Genomic DNA, 18,146 nt, shown 5'->3' on the forward strand with positions numbered 1-18,146 from the left:
CCTCCGGTCCGGGACGCGCCCTGGCGGCGCCTCACGGTGGGGGAACCCGGCCCCGATTTCGAGGCGCGGCCACCGGTCGGCCTCTTCGCCCACGACCACCCCGACACCGAATGCGACGGCTGGTCGACCCCGCTGCTCACCCTGCGCTTCGCCACGGTCCGGGGCGCCAAGCACCGCTACCACCGCCAGCCCCGCCAGGACGCCGCACGGGCCGCCGTGCACGAGCCCACCGGAAGCACGGTGTTCGCCGTCGCCGACGGCGTGTCCAGCGCCTCGCACGCCGAACTGGGCGCCGCCGAGGCCTGCCGGGCGGCGGTGCGGCGCATGCTGGAGCTGCTGTCCCGGCAGCCGGGGCCCGTCGACCTTCGCGACGTCGCCCACCACGCCGCCAGCCAGCTGGGGGAGCTGGCCCAATGGCAGACAGGTGGCCGGGAGCCGGAACCGGGCGAGGTAGCGGGCCTGTACGCGACGACCCTCGTCTTCGGGGTGGCGCACTCCGACTCCGCGGGACACACGGTGGACATCGGGTCCGTCGGGGACTCCGGGGCATGGGTGCTGGACCTGGCGGGCAGCACTTACCGAGCGCTGTTCGCGAGCAAGACCGGTTCGGACAGCTCCGTCGTGTCGAACGAGGTGCGCCCGCTTCCCCGGGTGCCCGACCCCCTGCCGCAGGTCCGCGTCCGACCGGTGCCCGGTCAGGCCGTGCTGATCGGCACGGACGGCTTCGGCGACCCGCTCGGTGACGGCGACGGCCCGGTCGGCGCCCTGTTCGCCCGCAACCTCGGCGCACCCGAGCCCCCGTCACCGCCCTGGTTGGCGCATCTCCTGGACTTCTCCAAGGAGACCTTCGACGACGACCGGACGCTGCTCGCGATCTGGCCCCGCGCGGGAGCGTCGGCACCGTGACGTCCCGTCGGCCATCCGTCGTCGACCACCGCACCCTTGCGCTGGGCCGCCGGCTCGGCCAGGGCGGGCAGGGCACCGTGCACCAGGTGACCAACAAGAAGGTCAACACCTCACAGGGCGACGGCTGGGACGCCGTCTACAAGGAGTACGCCCCCGCCGTGCTCCCCCAACTCGACGTGACCGCGCTGGAAGCGCTGGTGGGGCTGACCGCCGCGCAGGGCCGATGGCTGTGCGAGCGAACGGCCTGGCCCGCCGCCGTGGTCCGGCAGCAGGGCATCACCTGCGGTTTCCTGATGCGGGCGGTGCCCGACCGTTTCATGTTCACCCTCCAGAGACTGCAGGGGAGCACCGGAACGTCGCGACGCCTCGCGAACATGGAGTACCTGCTCAACGACGACGCCTATGTCGCCGGCATCGGCCTCGTCATCAGCGAACGCGACAGGCTCCTGCTCCTGGCGGACCTCGCGGACACGCTCGACCGGCTCCATGCCCTGGGCATCGTCATCGGTGATCTCTCCCCGAAGAACCTCCTCTTCGCCACCGGCCCGCGTCCCGGCTGTTTCCTCATCGACTGCGACGCCGTGCGGCTGCACGGCGCGACCGCGCTGCCCCAGGCCGAGACACCCGACTGGGAGATCCCCGCTGGCGAGGAGAAGGCGACCCGTGCCGGTGACGCGTACAAGTTCGCGCTGCTCGCCGTCCGCCTGCTCGCCCGCGACCAGACCTCCACGGACCCCGCCGCGCTGTCCTCGCTCAGCCCCGAGCTCGGTCGGTTGGCCCGCGCCGGCCTGGACCGGGACCCGGCGGCCAGACCCGCACCCGGGCAGTGGGCGGCACCGCTCACCAGCGCGAGCGGGTCGGCCTCCACCAGGCCCGCCGCCGGCGGAGCCCGGCGCGGGCACTCCCGCGGGGGCTCAGCGGGCTCCCCACGACCGCCCGGCGCTCCCGGCGCACCGACGGGGCCCCGCCCGCCCGCGAATACTCCGCCCAACAAGGGCGCCGGTGTCGCGGCCGCGGTCGTCGTGGCCCTGCTCGCCCTGTTCGCCGTAGAGGCCGCGCAGGACGACACCGGTTCCGCGGCCGGCACCTCCGTGGGCGACGTCCCCACAACCCCGTCGTGGCGCACACCGTCGACCTACGATCCACCGGACCCCGATCCGCCGGACTACCACTCGCCCGAGGACGAGCCCGATCCGCCCGACCCCACCCCGACCAGGACGTCCAGGAGGCCGGCCGCACCCCCTCCGCCACCGCCGCCCCCTCCGAAGAACTACGGGGCGATAGCGGTGAACCGCTCCGGCGGATACGCCAGATCGTGGGACTACGACTCGTCGGCCGAGGCGAGGGCGGCGGCGCTGAAGAGGTGCAACCGCAGCGACTGCAAGGTCCTGACGACCTTTGTCAACGGCTGCGGCGCCGTCGCCTACAACAGCAGCACCCGCAGGTACCACGGCGGCAGCGGCGACTCGCCGGGCGAGGCCACCCGCGACGCCATCGCCCGTGCGGGCGGCGGCAGATGGATCACATACGTGTGCACCACGCGGTGAGCCGCACCGGTCACGTCTCCGTCCGGCACCGCCCCCGTAGGGCTGCTCGCCGGGGGGCCTGCACTGGAGGGTGAAGTCCGCCGCGTCCTTGCTGAGGTAGCGGCCGGTGCAGGTGATGGTCGTCCGGTCGCGGGCGGCGCAGAAGCGCAGGGCGGCGCGGCCGTCGGCGAACGGGCCCGTGACCACGTCTGACGAAGCCCGTGGCGCCGTCGCCCGGCACACGGCCTACCTGCCCCACTACCACGACAAGAACCGCAACAGCCGCGACCGCTGGCGCATCGCCTGCAGACACCCCGGCTTCACCCACCACACCACCCGAACAGACCACCGACCACCGACCCACCGTCCTCGTCCGCAACTGGGGCCGCCTCGCGGTCAGGCGACCAGGAAGGTCGACCAGGCCGAGGACGCCGACCGGTGGGTGAAGCTCGGCACCTACCGCTACAAGCAGGGCACCAGATCGATCACGGTCTCCGGGAACGGCCAGGGCACCGTCAGCGCGGACGCCGTCAAGCTCGTCCGCTCCTACGACGCGGCAGCCGACACCGAGGGACTATCGGGCGAGGTGCTAGTGTCATGAGTCGTTAATTCGCTGGCAGTATGCGGTGAGGGTGTCGAGGATCTGGTCGGCGGTCTTGGCCCAGACGAACGGCTTGGGGTCTTTGTTCCACTCGTTGATCCATTGCCGGATGTCGCGCTCAAGTTCGGTGACACTCCGATGCGCGGACCTGCGGAGTTTGCGGGTGGTCAGTTCGGCGAACCAGCGCTCGACGAGGTTCAGCCAGGACGCGGAGGTCGGGGTGAAGCGCAGGTGGAAGCGTGGGTGGCGGATCAGCCACTTCTTCACTGCCTCTGTCTTGTGCGTGGCGTAGTTGTCGAGCACCAGGTGCAGGTCGAGGTCCTTGGGGACCGCGGCGTCGATGGTTTTCAGGAAGCGGAGGAACTCCTGGTGGCGGTGGCGGCGGTAGTACTGCGCTATGACCGACCCGGAGGCGATGTCCAGGGCCGCGAACAGACTGGTCGTGCCGTGGCGTACGTAATCGTGCGTCATCCTCGCCGGCGTCGCCGGCGCCATGGGCAGCATCGGCTGGGTGCGGTCCAGCGCCTGGATCTGCGACTTCTCGTCCACCGCGAGGACCAGGGCGTTCTTGGGCGGAGCCAGGTAGATCCCCACGACGTCGCGGACCTTGGTCACGAACTCCGGATCCGTCGACAACTTCCAGGTCTCGACGGCGTGGGGCCTGAGACCGGAGGCCCGCCAGATCCGGGAGACCGCCGACTGCGACATGCCGGTCGCCTGCGCCATCGACCGCGTCGACCAGTGCGAATCCCCCGACGACGGCTTCTCGTCGAGGGTCTTGGCCACCAGGGCCTCGATCTGCTCGTCCGTGACCTTCCGCGGCGGCCCCGGACGCGGCCTGTCCGTCAGACCCTCCAGCCGGTCAGCGACGAAACGGGCCCGCCACTTGCGTACCGTCTCCCGCGAAATGCCCAGGCCATCCGCAACCTGCGCATTCGACAGACCCTCCGCGCAGGCAAGCACGATCCGAGACCGGAGCACCAGCGACGCAGCAGCGGTCCGCTTCCTCACCCAGCCCTTCAACACCCGGAGTTCATCATCGGACAGCACCACCGGCAACGGCTTCGGACCAGGCATCACCCCACCCTACAACCGCCAGCGAAACCACGACTCAGGACACTAGCACTATCCGGGTCAAGCACTACTAAAGGCTGTCCCGTAAATGATCGTCGGGGGCGGTGGGCTATCCCGTGACCGCTCGGGCTACGTCAAGAATCGCCAGTCGGTTGTCCTCCACGTCCCGCACGCTCACGCCGTCCCACACGGTCCAGTTGAGGTCCGCGAGACGCGGGTGCCGCGTCATGCACGGGCAGGGCCAACTGGCTGCGGAGGAGCCGCTCCGCACCCACAGCTTCTTCTAGCGCCGGGCGATCCACACCTTGCCGGAACCTCAATGAGCCCTGGTCGTCATCGACTAGAGTGACGCACACTCCCGGCTACAGGAAAACCGGCCGCGATCCTCGGAAACGAGGTCAAGTCGCACCACCTTCATCAAGAGAGGCTGTCTGTGTGGGACCTGGCGTCGGCTGATCCGCGCACGGTCGGGCCGTACCAGACCCGCGCGGTGCTGGGCGAGGGGGGCATGGGCCGGGTGTTACTGGCCTGCGATCCCGCGGGCGGCCTCGTTGCGGTCAAACTCGTACGCGACACTTTCGCCGCCTACGACAACACCTTCCGGCAACGTCTGCGCCGTGAGGCCGTCGCCGCGCAAAGAGTCCGCAGCCCCCGTACCGCCCGAGTGATCAACGCCGACGCCGATGCCGGAGTCCCCTGGCTGGCCTACGAGTTCCACCACGGACCCACACTCCACCGCGCCCTGACCACGACCACGGCGCTGCCGGAAAACACCGTGCTGCACCTCGCGGCAGGACTCGCCACTGCCCTGCGCGACATCCACGCCGCCCAGTTCATCCACCGCGATCTGTCGACGGCCAACGTTCTGCTGGCCGACGACGGGCCCGTGGTGATCGACTTCGGCATCGCCAGATCAGCCAGCCCGGCGGCCGGGACACCCGACCAGACTCAACTCGTCACCGTGACTCGTACCGGAGTGGTGATCGGCAACCCGGGATTCATGTCGCCCGAGCAGGCGATGGGCATGTCCGACCTCACCCCTGCCAGCGACATCTTCTCCCTGGGGACTCTGCTCGCGACGGCAGCCACCGGCCGCAACCCGTTTCAGGGCATATCCCGCGAGCAGACCCGCTTCAACGTCATGATGGCCACCGCGGACCTGGAGCAGATTCCCTCCGCGCTGCGCCGCGTCATCGAGCCCTGTCTCGCCCTCGACCCCGCCGAACGGCCCGACGCACAAGCCCTCCTGGCCATGATCGGCGCACCGCCCCCGCCCCCACGGCTGTGGCCCGAGTCCGTCCACACGCTCATCCGAGAACAACACACCGAACTACGCCGCTACACCGAGATCGAACCCACCGCCGTCCTCCCCGGACCCCACGACCTCGACCCGACAAAGATCTTCACGACGGAAGCGGAGCCGGGCGCCAGTCCCGACCCGTCCCCGGCCGAGGAGCCCGGGGCCCCAGGGAGGAAGCCGCGCACCGGGCTGCTCGTGCTGGCCGCCGTGGTCGCCGTCGCCGTAGCGGTGGCCATAGCCTTCGCCGTCCCCTGGCCGATCGGGGACGACAGTGAAGCTGCGCCGGGGAAAACACCCGCAGCCGCAGCCGACGCCTTTCCCGTCAGCATCAAGCACGACTACGGGGAGACGGTTGTCCGGTCCAAGCCGAAACGGGTGGCCACCTGGGGCTGGGGCGCCGCGGAGGCGGCGATCGCGCTGGACACGTTCCCGGTCGGCATCCCCGAGGAGGACTCCGAATCGGGCAAGGGAATGCTGCCCTGGGTTGCGCAGGCATACGAGGACAAAGGGCTCGACGCCCCTGTCCTCTTCAGCGGCGGCGGCTCGGCAAGCTGGGCACTACCCGAGGAACAGATCGCCGCGACCGACCCCGACCTCATTCTCGCTCCGTACTCGGGCCTGACCGAGGAGCAGTACAAGCAACTCAGCGCGATCGCACCGGTCGTGGCCCGGCCTGTGGGTGCCTCGGTGGAACCGTGGGAGGGCGTCATCGCCACCACCGCGAAAGCGCTGGGCGTGGCCGCGGAGGGCAAGGAGCTGCTCGCGGAGTCCGATGCCCGGCTTGCCGAACTCGGCAAGCAGCACGGGCTCGCTGGATCGTCCTTCGCGGCGATCGTCAACGATCCACCCCGGAAAAGGGTCCACGTCTTCTCCGATGCCAGCCCGGTCGTCCGGGTACTCGAAGGGCTGGGCATGCGGCCGGCGGACTCGGTGGCCGAGCTGGATTCCGACGACAACGGCATGATGTACACCCTGGACTACGAGGGTCTGGGCCGGCTCGAATCCGATGTCATCGTCCTGTACTCCCCTACGTCCGAGTTGGCTGAACTGGATCTGGCCAGCGAGGAACTGAACGCGCTGTCGGCCTTCGCGGCAGGGCGGATTGCTCAACTGTTCGGCACCGACGAGTTCGCCTCGGTTGCCTCACCAACGGTGCTCTCGATCCGCTGGCCTGGCGGAATGCCGGTGTTGGCCGAGTCCCTGGAGAAGGCGGAGGAAGCCGCGAACTGACTCCGCGTTTCACTCCCACTCTCATCGATGGAAGGACCAGCCCAATGCTCCGTCCCAGCGCAGCGCTCGCAGCCGGCCTTGTCTCCTTGGCGCTGCTGACCGCCTGTTCCGAACAGAAGGAGGACGCCCCGTCCCGCGCCGACGACTCCGCCAATTCCTCGGCCCCCTCCGCCGAACAGTCGGAAGACACCCTGGAGAAGCAGGACGAGGTGCCCGACAAGTGGCCTCCGGAGGTCCCCTTGCCTCTCGGATACGAGATCAAGGCGGCCTCGGAACCCATTGAGGGTGAATTCCACAGTGCGCAGGTCATCGGCTTGCCCAAGAAGGCGGTGACGGCGACGCTCGAAGAGTTCAAGTCCAGTGGATTCACCCAGGAAGGGCTCAGCAAGGCCATGAACGATAGAGGCTTCTTCCGTTTCGTGAACAAGAAATGGTCGGTTGACCTCACCGCTGCCCCGATGGACGAGAAGGGGGAACCCACCATGAAGGACACGGGGGTCTACACGTTGATATACATGGTTGGCCCCGCGAAATAGCAGGTTTCGCTGAGTCGAACAGGATTGTTGGGGGAGGCTGTCTGTGTGGGACTTGGCGCCGTCTGATCCGCGCTCGGTTGGGCCGTACCGGACGCGTGCGGTGCTGGGTGAGGGCGGCATGGGCCGGGTGTTACTGGCCTCCGATGCCGCGGGTGGTCTCGTTGCGGTCAAGCTCGTGCGCGATGCTTTCGCGGCCTATGACCACACGTTCCGGCAACGTCTGCGCCGGGAGGCCGTCGCTGCACGAAGAGTCCGCAGCCCTCGTGCCGCGCGTGTGGTCGATGCCGACGCTGATGCCGGAGTTCCCTGGCTGGCCTACGAGTTCCATCACGGGCCCACCCTTCACCGCGCTCTGAGCGAGTCCGCGGCGCTGCCGGAGAACTCCGTGCTGCATCTCGCGGCAGGCATTGCCACCGCCCTGCGCGACATCCATGCCGCGCAGTTCATCCACCGCGATCTGTCGACGGCCAACGTGCTGCTGGCCGACGACGGGCCTGTGGTGATCGATTTCGGCATCGCCAGGTCAGCGGGCCTGGAAGCCGGAGCGTCTGATCAGACTCAGCTCGTCACGGTGACTCGTACCGGAGTGGTGATCGGCAACCCGGGGTTCATGTCGCCCGAGCAGGCGATGGGGATGTCCGACCTCACCCCTGCCAGCGACATCTTCTCGCTGGGGACGCTGCTCGCGATCGCTGCCACCGGCCGCAATCCCTTTCGGGGGACAACCGGTGAGCAGATCCGCTTCAACGTCATGATGGCCACCGCGGACCTGGAGCAGATTCCCTCGGCGCTGCGCCGCGTCATCGAGCCCTGTCTGGCCCGCGACCCCGCCGAACGACCCGATGCACAAGCCCTCTTGGCCGTGATCGACGCACCGCCCCCGCCCCCGCCCCCACGGCTGTGGCCCGAAGCCGTCCACACGCTCACCCGACAACAACACACCGAACTACGCCGCTACACCGAGATCGAACCCACCGCCGTCCTCCCCGGACCCCACGACCTCGACCCGACAAAGATCTTCACAACGGAAGCGACCAACAGTCCGGAACCGGAACCAGAACCGGGTGCACGACCCTCGCGTTCGTGGCGTATGCGGCTGGCCGTCCTCACCCTCGCGGCGGTCGTGATGTTCGGCGCCTTGTGGATCGCGACCGCGCTGACCGACCGGGGCGGCGCCGGCGCCACACACCAGGCTGGCCCGTCCGGTGACCCGGCTGAACCCGGCCACGCTTTCGTCGACGTGTCTCAAGGCGACTGCTTTCGCAACACCGGGACCATGCAGGACATGGACTTCGAGCCGGCTAAGTGCGGTGGGGGTGGCGTGTTCGAGGTCCTGCGCGCTTTCGACAACACCACTGACCGCAGCGTGTGCGACTACGTCGACCGCGTCGAGTGGCGCTATTCCGCCCGCGATCCCGACGTGACGGTCTGTCTGGTGTACCGCCACAGCGACGGCGCCGCGTACAACGCGGACCGGGGCGATTGCATCGGCAGCGGACCCGAGGGGACGGCGTGGACCGTGAAGCAGTGCCGACCCTCCGGCCTCGTGGTCATCGGCCGTATCGAGGGCCGGAGCTCTTCGGACGACTGCGAGCGAGTTCCCCACAACAAGAGGGACCACTACTTCACCGTGGAAGGGTCACCCGAACTGAACGTCCGATTGTGTATGGGCGTGATCCGACCCGGCACCGCCTAGTACTCCACTTCTCCAGGCACGCACTGTCCCTGGGCTGCGCCCCGCGCGGAAGGGGCGGACGAGTGACCGATGTGGCAGAGAACGTTAGCGAATAGCACCGAAAACGTCTGGGAAATACCCACCTCAGCAGGTGAGTTGGCGCATTCACACCCCTCTTCGCCCGGGCCCGCTCCTGATGGGCAGTGAAGCGGGGCACCGCCAGGCTCACTCTGGCCCGTCGAGGCCCTGAAGGAGACTGTGTCGTCGGAGTCCGGCAGCGTCGATCGCTATCTCTCTTGGAGAGCTTGCACTTGGCGTTAATGCGGTCCGTGCCCGCCGCGGGTGCGGCGGGCACGGACCGGTGGTTGGTGTCAGTGGGCGTCGGCGCCCCCGTCGTCGGCCAGGCGGTAGCGTGCGTCGGTGACCTGTTCGGCCCGCCCTTTGGTGGTCAGGGTGGCCAGGGCGTTTGCGATTGCCCCGGAGCTTCTCTCGATCGCCGGGCTGATCTGTGTGGCGGTGAACGCCTCAGTGGGGTGTGCTTGCAGGTGCGTGAGGACCTGCTCGCGTAGGGCCCCGGGGGCTAGACGACCGGCACCGGGCGTGGGCGTGGGTCGTGCTTCCGGATCCGGGTCTGCGGCTGGCGTGTCGGGTGTCCGCCGAGTCGCCGGAGCATCATCGACGTGAGGTCGTGTCTCGTCCGGCTCGGTGGATGAGCTGTTGCTGGGGGGCGTTGTGGCCGTCCGCGGCAGCGGCAGGCGTGTTGTCATCAGGTTGTGCGGTGTCGGTGCGGGGTGGTGGTCGGCCATCCAGTAGCCGACGACCTCCCGGGTCGCCAGGTCCAGCCAGGTCGCCAGATACAGCCAGCCCTCGCCGGTGGCGATGTAAGTGATGCCGCCTGGTCCTGCTTGGCCCAGGCCCGTAGGCTCTCGCCGCTGACCCCGAGTTCGCGGGCGACCTCGGCCACCGTCCTCCCCGAGGAGCGGACCAGCGCGACCGCGTCCCGCTTGAACTCCTCCGAGTACCGCTTCGTGTACTTACTTCTCACCTGGCGCTACTTCCTCTGGAACCTCACGTCCCAGTCTCCAGGTGTCCACGATCAAGGGGAAGCTTCACGCTGGCCGTCTCCCTCGCCGCCGGCCAAGCCGTCATCCGCCGCAAACAACTCCCTTTCGGCGCTCCCCGCCCCACCACCAGCACCGGCAACGAACCTGACTTCCCCGGCGACGCCTTCCGATTCACAAGCGCTTGCTTATATCGTTTCACAGAGTCGATCGCCGAGCCTGGAGGCTGTCAAGCGATCACTCCTACGGCCCCAAACGTGAGCGACTCCACCCGCGCAAGACTTCGTGCCGCGGGGATTGTTGGTCGGCTGCCCGGCTGTTACGGTCCTCATCGAAACGTTTCAGTGGCGTTTCAACGACATGACTCCGTCCCCGGGGGCGCATGTATGGCAGTCGACCGTCGGACCTTCGTACGCACCAGCGTCACCGGCGCCGCGGCCTCGGTCGTCGCCGGCTGGCGGGTCGGTGACGCCGCCGCCCGCCCTCGGGGGCAAGAGCCCGGCCGGATCGACCGCAGAGCCGTCGTCGCCCGGCATCCCGTGATCCGCACCGCCGGTAACCCGGACACGCCCCTGCAGGTAGGCAACGGGCAGTTCGCCTTCGGCGCGGACATCACCGGTCTGCAGACGTTCCAGCCCTTTGCCACCATGTCTCACTGGGGCTGGCACACGGACCCGCTGCCGCCCGGGGAGACTCCGGCCGATTATCAGGGGCAGGTGTGGGACACTCACGGCCGGCCGGTGCGCTACGACATCGAGGACCCGGACCATCCGGCGATCTCCGAGTGGCTGCGGGCCAATCCGAACCGGATGAACCTCGCCCGCATCGGGCTGCGGCTGCTGCGCGCAGACGGCACCGAGGCGACGGAGGCCGACCTGCGGGACCGGCATCAGGAGCTGGACTTGTGGACCGGGATCCTGCACAGCCGCTTCACCCTTGAGGGCAGCGCGGTGTCGGTGGTGACGAGCTGCTGTCCCGACCTGGACGCGGTGGCCGTGCAGATCGACTCCCCGCTGGTGGCCGACGGCCGGCTGGGGGTCTTCGTCGACTTCCCCTACGCCAGCGGCAAGGACAAGTTCTCCGCGCCCTACGTGGGCGTGTGGGACCGGCCCGAGGCGCACGCCACCCGGCTGCAGGCCGTCGGTCCCGGCCGTGCGGACATCGCCCGCACGCTGGATGACGCCACCTACCACGTGGGACTCGCCTGGACGGGCGGCCGGGCGCCGTCACCCGTCCCCGGCTGGCCGCACCGCTACCTGCTGCTGGGTGATCGCCGCCACCGCGGACGGCGGTCCGAACGCATCGAGCTGACCTGCCTGTTCGCCCCCCAGCGGGCCGCCCAGGTGCCGGACGCGGGTGCCGTCGCCGACGCCAGCGCCCGGGCCTGGCCGCGGTTGTGGAACTCCGGCGGCGCGGTCGATCTCTCGCGGAGCACCGATGCGCGGTGGCGGGAGCTGGAGCGCAGGATCGTGGTGAGCCAGTACCTGATGGCGGTCAACGAGGCCGGCGGCAGCCCGCCGCAGGAGTCCGGGTTGGTGAACAACGGCTGGTACGGCAAGTTCCACATGGAGATGTACTGGTGGCACGGGGCCCACTACGCGCTGTGGAACCGCTGGCCGCTGCTGGAGCGCAGCGTCGACGTCTACGGCGGCTTCCTGGACTCCTCCCGTCAGCGGGCCGCCGAGCAGGGCTATCGCGGCGCCCGCTGGCCGAAGATGACCGATCCCGGCGGGCGCGCGGGGCCCGGCGAGATCAATGCGCTGCTGATCTGGCAGCAGCCCCACCCCGTCTTCCTCGCCGAGCTGGACTACCGGGCCCATCCGCAGCGCCGGACCCTGCGCAAGTGGCAGGAGGTCGTCTTCGCCACCGCCGACTTCATGGCCTCCTACGCCCACCGGGAGGAGTCGGGCCGCTACGTGCTCGGCCCGCCGCTGCACCTGGTCTCGGAGAACAGCGACCCCAGGGACACGGTCAACGGCGCCTTCGAGCTGTCCTACTGGCGGTTCGGGCTGCGGCTGGCGGCCGAGTGGCGGCGGCGCCTCGGGCTGCCGCCCGAGCCCCGGTGGGAGGCCGTGCGCTCCGGCCTGGCGGAGCTTCCGGTACGAGACGGGCTGTACGTCGCCCACGAGCGCGCCGAGAACATGTGGACCGACTACGTCAACGACCACCCGGCGGTGACCGGCGTCTACGGCTGGCTGCCGGGCGACGGAGCCGACGTGGACACCGCGCGCGCCACGGCCCACAAGGTCTGGGACCACTGGGCGTGGGACCAGGCGTGGGGCTGGGACTTCCCGATGCTGGCCATGAACGCGGCGCGCATCGGCGAACCCGGGCGCGCGGTGGACTTCCTGCTGCACGAGAACCTCGCCTTCGACGACGCCGGCTACCCCGTCGGCGGCACCCGGGTTCCCACGCCGTACTTCCCCGGACCGGGCGGGCTGTTGTACGCGGTCGCCATGATGGCGGCCGGCTGGGACGGCGCCGAGGGCGACGCGCCGGGCTTCCCCGCGGACGGGACGTGGCACGTCCGGTGGGAGGGGCTCAGCCGGGCGCCCTAGCGGCCGGGCGCGCGGGGCCGAGCGGGGATCCGGTCGCCGAACCGCCCGCGAGGACGACCGGCCGGCGGCCCCCGGCCGGCGAACGGGCCAGCAGCCACCTCGAAGAGCCGTACCGCGTCCATACCCGAGGGACGACAGGAGTGAGTCATGCGGAAGGCCAGGACAGCCCTCATGTGTGCCGTGGCACTGGGCGCCGTGCTGCTGCCCGGGCCTGCCGCCGGGGCCGCGGCGGACGCCCCCGTCGGCTGGGCCGCCACCGGCGACGGCACCACCGGTGGCGAGGGCGCGCCACCGGAGAGCGTCCACACCGTCACCACCTGGGCCGAGCTGAAGACCGCGTTCGACAACGGCGGCGACCCCGACGGGCCGAAGGTGATCCAGGTGTCCGGCGCCATCGACGGAGCCGAGGCCGCCGACGGCTCGATCCTCGGCGAGCAGGACTACGCGCCCGGCTACGACATCGACAAGTTCATGGCCTGCTTCGGCCCCGACGGAACCGGCTGGAGCGACGACGCGCATCCCTGGTGCGACGAGCAGAGCAAGCTGCGCCAGACCGGCTCCAACAACCAGAAGGCGCAGATCCAGACCGAGGTGCCGAGCAACACCACCATCGTCGGCCTCGGCGACGACGCCCGGCTCCTCGGCGTCTACCTCAGCATCAGGTCCACCTCGAACATCGTCATCCGGAACCTCCACTTCGAGGCGCCCGTCGACTACTTCACCAACTGGGACCCCGCCGACGGGGACGACGGCGCCTGGAACGCCCGCTTCGACGCGCTGTCCATGGTGACGGGCCGCAACGTGTGGATCGACCACTGCACCTTCAGCGACGGCCGCTTCCCCGACAGCGAGGCACCCGTTGGCTTCCACGGCGAACGCGTCCAGCGCCACGACGGGCTCCTGGACATGGAGGACGGCACCGACCTCGTCACCGTCTCGTCGAGCGCCTTCCTCGGCCATGACAAGACCATGCTCGTCGGCTCGGGCGACGGCAAAGGCGACCGCGGCCACCTGCGCATCACCTACCACGGCAACCTCTTCGACGACTCCCAGCAGCGCAGCCCGCGCGTCCGCTTCGGCCGGGTCCACGTGTTCAACAACTACTTCACCGGCGCAACCGACGACCCCGACTACCCGCTCGTCAGCCAGGACCGGGGCGGTGACGGCTACTTCCTGGGCAGCGGCATCGAATCGAAGATCGTCTCCGAGTACAACGCCTTCGAGCAGTCGGGCCCGGACGCCTCCGCGGACGTCGTCCTCGCCAACTGGAAGGGCAACGAGTTCACGGACCGCGGCTCGACATTCAACGAGGCGCCCGTGGACGCCGACGGCATCGCCAGGCGCAAGTTCGAGGCCGCCAGGGCGGAGGCCGTCGCGGAGGCGGAGGCGAACGGAGAGCCGGTGCCGGAGTGGGCCACGCGCGAGTTCACCACCGACGTCGGATGGGAGCCCTCCGAGGTGTACGACTACCGGCTCGTGCGCGACCCGGGCGCCGTCAAAGAGGCCGTCCTCGCCGACGCGGGGGCGGGCCGCTGAGCACCGTGACCGGCGGCCACCACACGCAGCCCAGGAGGCACAGATGGCAACACCATGGTCGCGGCGTACGTTCCTGGCGACGGGGGGCGCGGCGGTCGCCCTCGGCGCGGCGTCCGGAGCAGCCGCTCCCGTCGCCGCCCGCGATGCCCGGGACGGCGACCGGGCGGCGCCGCTCGCGCCCGCCGGCCTGACCGTCGGCGACCGGGCGCGGCCGCTCAACGTGGAGGGCACACCGCAGTTCGGCTGGCTGCCCCGGGACACCCGGCCCGGGGAGATCCAGACGGCCTACCAGGTACGGGTCTTCGCCACCGGCACCCACGGCGGCCGTCCCACACCGACCCAGCCGGTGTGGGACAGCGGCCGGGTCGACTCCGGCCGGCAGTCGTACGTGCCGTACGCCGGCGCCGAGCTGGCGCGGGGCGCCACGTACGGCTGGACGGTGCGGACCTGGGACCGGGCGGGGCAGGCGTCGCCGTGGGCACCGCCCGCGTCGTTCGACACCGGGATCGCCGACGGCGACTGGCAGGCGGAGTGGATCCGGCGGACGACCGAGGAGCCGGACGACTACACCCTGGCGCGCAAGGAGTTCGCCGTCGGGGCGAGCCCGGTGGTACGTGCCCGGCTGTACGTGGCGTCCCAGCACCAGTACGAGGCGCGCGTCAACGGGGAGCCGGTCGACCGCGGCCAGGCGTTCAACCACCCCGACCAGGGCTACTACCAGGCCACCGACGTCACCCCGGCCCTGCGGGCAGGCGCCCCCGCGGCCGTCGGCGTGCTCGTCCACTGGTACGGCCGCGGCCAGGGCCGGCCGGCGGCGGCACCGGGACTGCTCGTCCGGCTCGTCGTCGACCACGCAGACGGCTCCCGCCAGGTCGTCGTCACCGACGCCTCCTGGCAGGTCGCCCGCGCCCCCTGGCTCACGGCCCCGCGCCGCAACGGCGACGGCGGCGACTACGTCGAGCACGTCGACGGCGGGCTCGCGCGGCAGTTGCACGGCTGGGACGAACCGGGCTTCGAAGCGGACAGCGCCTGGGCGGCGCCGCAGGTCGTCGGGGCGCACCCGGCGGGGCCCTTCACCGGGCTGCGCGGCCAGGAGCCCCGGCTCGCCTTCGAGGACGTGCGCCCCGCGAGCGTCACCACCCTCGACTCGGGTGCGGTGGTCGTGGACTTCGGCAAGGTCATCCCGGCCCGGCCGGTGATCCGCTTCCGCGCCGGGACCGCCGGCCGGGACGTGTCCATGCACGCGGGCTACGTCCACGCCTCCGACGGCAGCGTGTCCGATTCCGCCGACGACAACCAGGACACCGACCTCTCGTACGGCTACGTGCAGCACGACGGCCCGCAGACGTTCGAGGCGTTCACCTACGAGGCGTTCCGGTATCTGCAGATCGACAACCCCGGCGAGCCGCTGGACGCCCGCTCGGTGTCGGCGCTCGTCCAGCACACCGACGTGGACCCCGGCAGGGCGGCGACGCTCCACAGCTCCGACGAGACGCTGGACGCGGTCTTCACGCTGCTGCGGAGGTCGGCGGTGTACAGCGCGCAGGAGCAGTTCCTGGACACGCCCACCCGCGAGAAGGGCCAGTTCCTCGCGGACTCGGTGGACATCTCCCGGGCGCTGATGGGGGGCTACGGAGAGCGCGTGCTGACCCGCAAGGCGATCCGGGAGTTCGCCGAGTCGCAGCGGCGCCACTGGCCGGACGGCAGGCTCAACGCGGTCTATCCGAACGGCGACGGCAAGCGCGACATCCCCGACTTCACCGAGATGTACCCCGGCTGGGTGTGGGAGTACTACCTGCGCTCCGGCGACCACACGACGCTGCGCGACGCCTACCCGGTGATGTCGGCCGTCGCCGACTACGTCCGCCGCTACGTCGACCCGGACACCGGCCTCGTCACCAACCTCGCCGGCGGCTCCGGCGCCTACCTGGGCGGCATCATCGACTGGCCGGTCCGGTACGGCTACGACACGGAGACCGCCGCCCGTACCACCGTGAGCATCCTCGCGGTCGACGTCCTGCGCCGGACCGCGGACACCGCCGCCGAGCTGGGCCGGCCACAGGCCGAGGCCCGGGCCCTGCGCGCCGACGCCGACCGGCTGCGCGACGCGGTCAACGCACGGCTGCGGCGGCCGGACGGGATCTACGTCGACGGGCTCACCGCCGAGGGCACGCAGAGCACCCACGCCTCCCAGATCGCCGGCGCCTACGCCATCGCCTTCGGCGTCGCCCCGGAGAGCGACTGGCCGGCCCTCGCCGACCACCTCGTCGCGCTGGGCCTTCAGATGGGGCCCATGACGGCGAACTGGCTGCTGACCGCCCTGCACCGGGCCGGCCGCGACGGCGAGGTGCTGCACCGTCTCACCGACGCCGGCACCAGGGGCTGGGCGAACCTCCTGGCCCGGGGCGGGACCTTTACCTGGGAGTCCTGGGAGGCGCCGGAGCGGGGCGACAGCCTCTCGCACGGCTGGGGCTCGACGGCCCTGGTCGACGTCCAGCAGGCGCTGCTCGGCGTCACGGTCACCGCACCCGGCGCCGCGGCCGTACGGATCCACCCGCCGCGGGACACCGCGCTGACCCACGCCGCCGGCACGGTGCCGACCCAGCGCGGCCCGGTCGGGGTGCGGTGGCGCACGGCCGACGGCGGTACCACCCTCTCCGTGGACGTGCCGGTCAACGTGACCGCCGAGGTCCGGGTGCCGGTCACAGGCGACCGGCCGCCGCGGGCGAGCGGCGCGGGCCCCGACGGCGAGCGGTCCCCGCGGTTCGAGGGCGTCCGCGACGGCTACGCGCGCTACGTCGCCGGCTCGGGCCGCAGCACGTTCGGTCCGGGGAACGCCGCCTGACGCCGCCTGACGCTGCGCGCGTCCGCCGGCCGGCATCTGGCGGGCCCGGCCCTTGGCATGGTGTCGGGTGGCCAGGGTGTGGCCGAACAGCCACTGGTTAAGCGCTAAAGTTGCCGGGCAACAACCACACTCCGGGCGCTCCGCCCGTCCGCAGGCCAGGGCTACGATGAGCGACCCTCGACACGATGGGGCTTCACATGGGAACCGATGCGCGCCGTCCCACCCTGCGCGACATCGCCGACCGGGTAGGCGTCTCCGAGGCCGCCGCCTCCTTTGCGCTCAACGGGAAGCCCGGCGTGTCCGAGGCCACCCGGCAGCGCGTGCTCCAGGCTGCCAGCGAACTCAACTGGGCGCCGCACCACGCGGCGCGCGCGCTCACCGGCGCCGGCACCGCGACCGTGGGCCTGGTGATCGCGCGCAGCGCGCAGGACGTCGGCTCGGAGCTGTTCTTCCACCGGCTGATGACCGGCATGCAGGCGGTGCTGAGCCGTCGGCGGTACGCCCTGCTGCTGCAGGTCGTGGACTCCGTCGACGAGGAGGTCGACGTCTACCACATGTGGAAGCGGGAGCACCGGGTCGACGGTGTCGTGCTGGTGGACCTGCGGCGCGACGACCCGCGGCCCGGGGCCGTGGCGGAACTCGGACTGCCCGCGCTGATCGCGGGCGGGCCGGACCCGGCGGGCGTCGTCCCGTCGGTGTCCATCGACGACGCGGCGGCGATGGCCTCCATCATGCGGCATCTCAAGGAGACCGGTCACGAGCGGATCGCCTACCTGTCGGGGCCGATAGCCCTGCTCCACGTCCACCGGCGGGTCGAGTCCTTCCTGCGTGCGTCGGCCGACCTCGGCATCGCGGACTGCCGCAGCCACGCGACGGACTTCTCCGCCGGCGCCGGCGACACCGCGACCACGTCCGCGCTGCTCGGCGACCCCAGGCCGACCGCGCTGATCTACGACAACGAAGTGCTCGCCGTCGCCGGTGTCGGCGCCATCCGGCGGATGGCGCTGCGCGTCCCGGAGGACGTCGCGGTGGTGGTGTGGGAGGACACCCCCGTGTGCACGGTGCTCCAGCCCGCCCTCACCGCGCTGCGGCGCGACGCGGCCGGGTTCGGGGCCGACGTGGCGGAGCGCCTGCTGGAGGTCCTGGCGGGGGAGCGGGTGGCGGACTTCGAGGAGCGGGTGCCCACCCTGGTGCCGCGGGCCAGCACCGTCGGCGAGACGCCCGCCGGCACGGGCTGACGCGCGCCGGCGGCAGGCGTCCGCGCGTCCCGCCACCGCTCGCCCCGGAATCTCACGTCC

11 protein-coding genes and 1 pseudogene are annotated in these 18,146 nt (G+C 70.9%); 10 read left to right on the forward strand and 2 right to left on the reverse strand.

Translation table 11 applies throughout. The features are described from left to right. Nucleotides 1–36: 36 nt before the first annotated feature. The 3 genes from OG946_RS24145 to OG946_RS24155 all read left to right on the forward strand — a co-directional run bounded on the left by OG946_RS24145 (nt 37) and on the right by OG946_RS24155 (nt 3,033). Entirely contained in the window at nt 37–906 is an 870-nt protein-coding gene (locus OG946_RS24145) for a protein phosphatase 2C domain-containing protein (protein ID WP_326798100.1), read from the forward strand. Continuing rightward, on the forward strand, nt 903–2,453 hold the full coding sequence (locus tag OG946_RS24150; RefSeq protein WP_326798101.1) for a DUF4189 domain-containing protein: 1,551 nt from the start codon (nt 903–905) through the stop codon (nt 2,451–2,453). The genes OG946_RS24145 and OG946_RS24150 overlap by 4 nt, the downstream gene beginning before the upstream one ends. Nucleotides 2,454–2,631: 178 nt before the next feature. Continuing rightward, on the forward strand, nt 2,632–3,033 hold the full coding sequence (locus tag OG946_RS24155) for a golvesin C-terminal-like domain-containing protein (RefSeq protein WP_326798102.1): 402 nt from the start codon (nt 2,632–2,634) through the stop codon (nt 3,031–3,033). On the opposite strand, the gene OG946_RS24160 is transcribed toward OG946_RS24155, so the two are convergent. Then, nucleotides 3,028–4,110 carry an IS630 family transposase gene (locus tag OG946_RS24160; protein WP_326798103.1) on the reverse strand — a complete coding sequence of 361 codons (1,083 nt, stop codon included), beginning with the start codon at nt 4,108–4,110 and terminating at the stop codon, nt 3,028–3,030. The two genes, OG946_RS24155 and OG946_RS24160, sit on opposite strands and share 6 nt — an antisense overlap. Before the next feature lie 430 nt (nt 4,111–4,540). Between OG946_RS24160 and OG946_RS24165 the strand changes: the two genes are divergently transcribed. From OG946_RS24165 to OG946_RS24175, 3 genes are read left to right on the forward strand one after another with little or no spacing between them, the layout of a single operon-like run. After that, on the forward strand, nt 4,541–6,637 hold the full coding sequence (locus tag OG946_RS24165) for a serine/threonine-protein kinase (protein ID WP_326798104.1): 2,097 nt from the start codon (nt 4,541–4,543) through the stop codon (nt 6,635–6,637). Between the two features lie 44 nt (nt 6,638–6,681). Continuing rightward, a complete protein-coding gene (locus OG946_RS24170; RefSeq protein ID WP_326798105.1) occupies nt 6,682–7,173 on the forward strand; it encodes a hypothetical protein in 492 nt (163 codons plus the stop codon). A gap of 43 nt (nt 7,174–7,216) precedes the next feature. Next, nucleotides 7,217–8,869, forward strand: coding sequence for a protein kinase domain-containing protein (locus OG946_RS24175; RefSeq protein ID WP_326798106.1), 1,653 nt, complete (start codon nt 7,217–7,219; stop codon nt 8,867–8,869). 868 nt (nt 8,870–9,737) lie between these two features. On the opposite strand, the pseudogene OG946_RS36170 reads toward OG946_RS24175, so the two are convergent. Next, nucleotides 9,738–9,893: pseudogene (locus OG946_RS36170) on the reverse strand (transposase); the annotation flags it as partial. 402 nt (nt 9,894–10,295) lie between these two features. Here OG946_RS36170 and OG946_RS24180 point away from each other — a divergent pair. The 4 genes from OG946_RS24180 (at nt 10,296) to OG946_RS24195 (ending at nt 18,086) form a co-directional block, all read left to right on the forward strand. Continuing rightward, nucleotides 10,296–12,467, forward strand: a complete 2,172-nt coding sequence (locus tag OG946_RS24180) for a hypothetical protein (protein ID WP_326798107.1) — start codon at nt 10,296–10,298, stop codon at nt 12,465–12,467. A 147-nt stretch (nt 12,468–12,614) separates the two neighbouring features. Continuing rightward, complete coding sequence (locus tag OG946_RS24185; protein ID WP_326798108.1) at nt 12,615–14,003, forward strand: pectate lyase family protein; 1,389 nt, start codon at nt 12,615–12,617, stop codon at nt 14,001–14,003. Between the two features lie 43 nt (nt 14,004–14,046). Further along, nucleotides 14,047–16,848 carry a family 78 glycoside hydrolase catalytic domain gene (locus OG946_RS24190; protein WP_326798109.1) on the forward strand — a complete coding sequence of 934 codons (2,802 nt, stop codon included), beginning with the start codon at nt 14,047–14,049 and terminating at the stop codon, nt 16,846–16,848. Nucleotides 16,849–17,045: 197 nt separating this feature from the next. Then, on the forward strand, nt 17,046–18,086 hold the full coding sequence (locus OG946_RS24195; protein WP_326798110.1) for a LacI family DNA-binding transcriptional regulator: 1,041 nt from the start codon (nt 17,046–17,048) through the stop codon (nt 18,084–18,086). Nucleotides 18,087–18,146 lie beyond the last annotated feature (60 nt).

Origin of the sequence: Streptomyces sp. NBC_01808 (assembly GCF_035917395.1) — a bacterium.
Classification (GTDB): domain Bacteria; phylum Actinomycetota; class Actinomycetes; order Streptomycetales; family Streptomycetaceae; genus Streptomyces.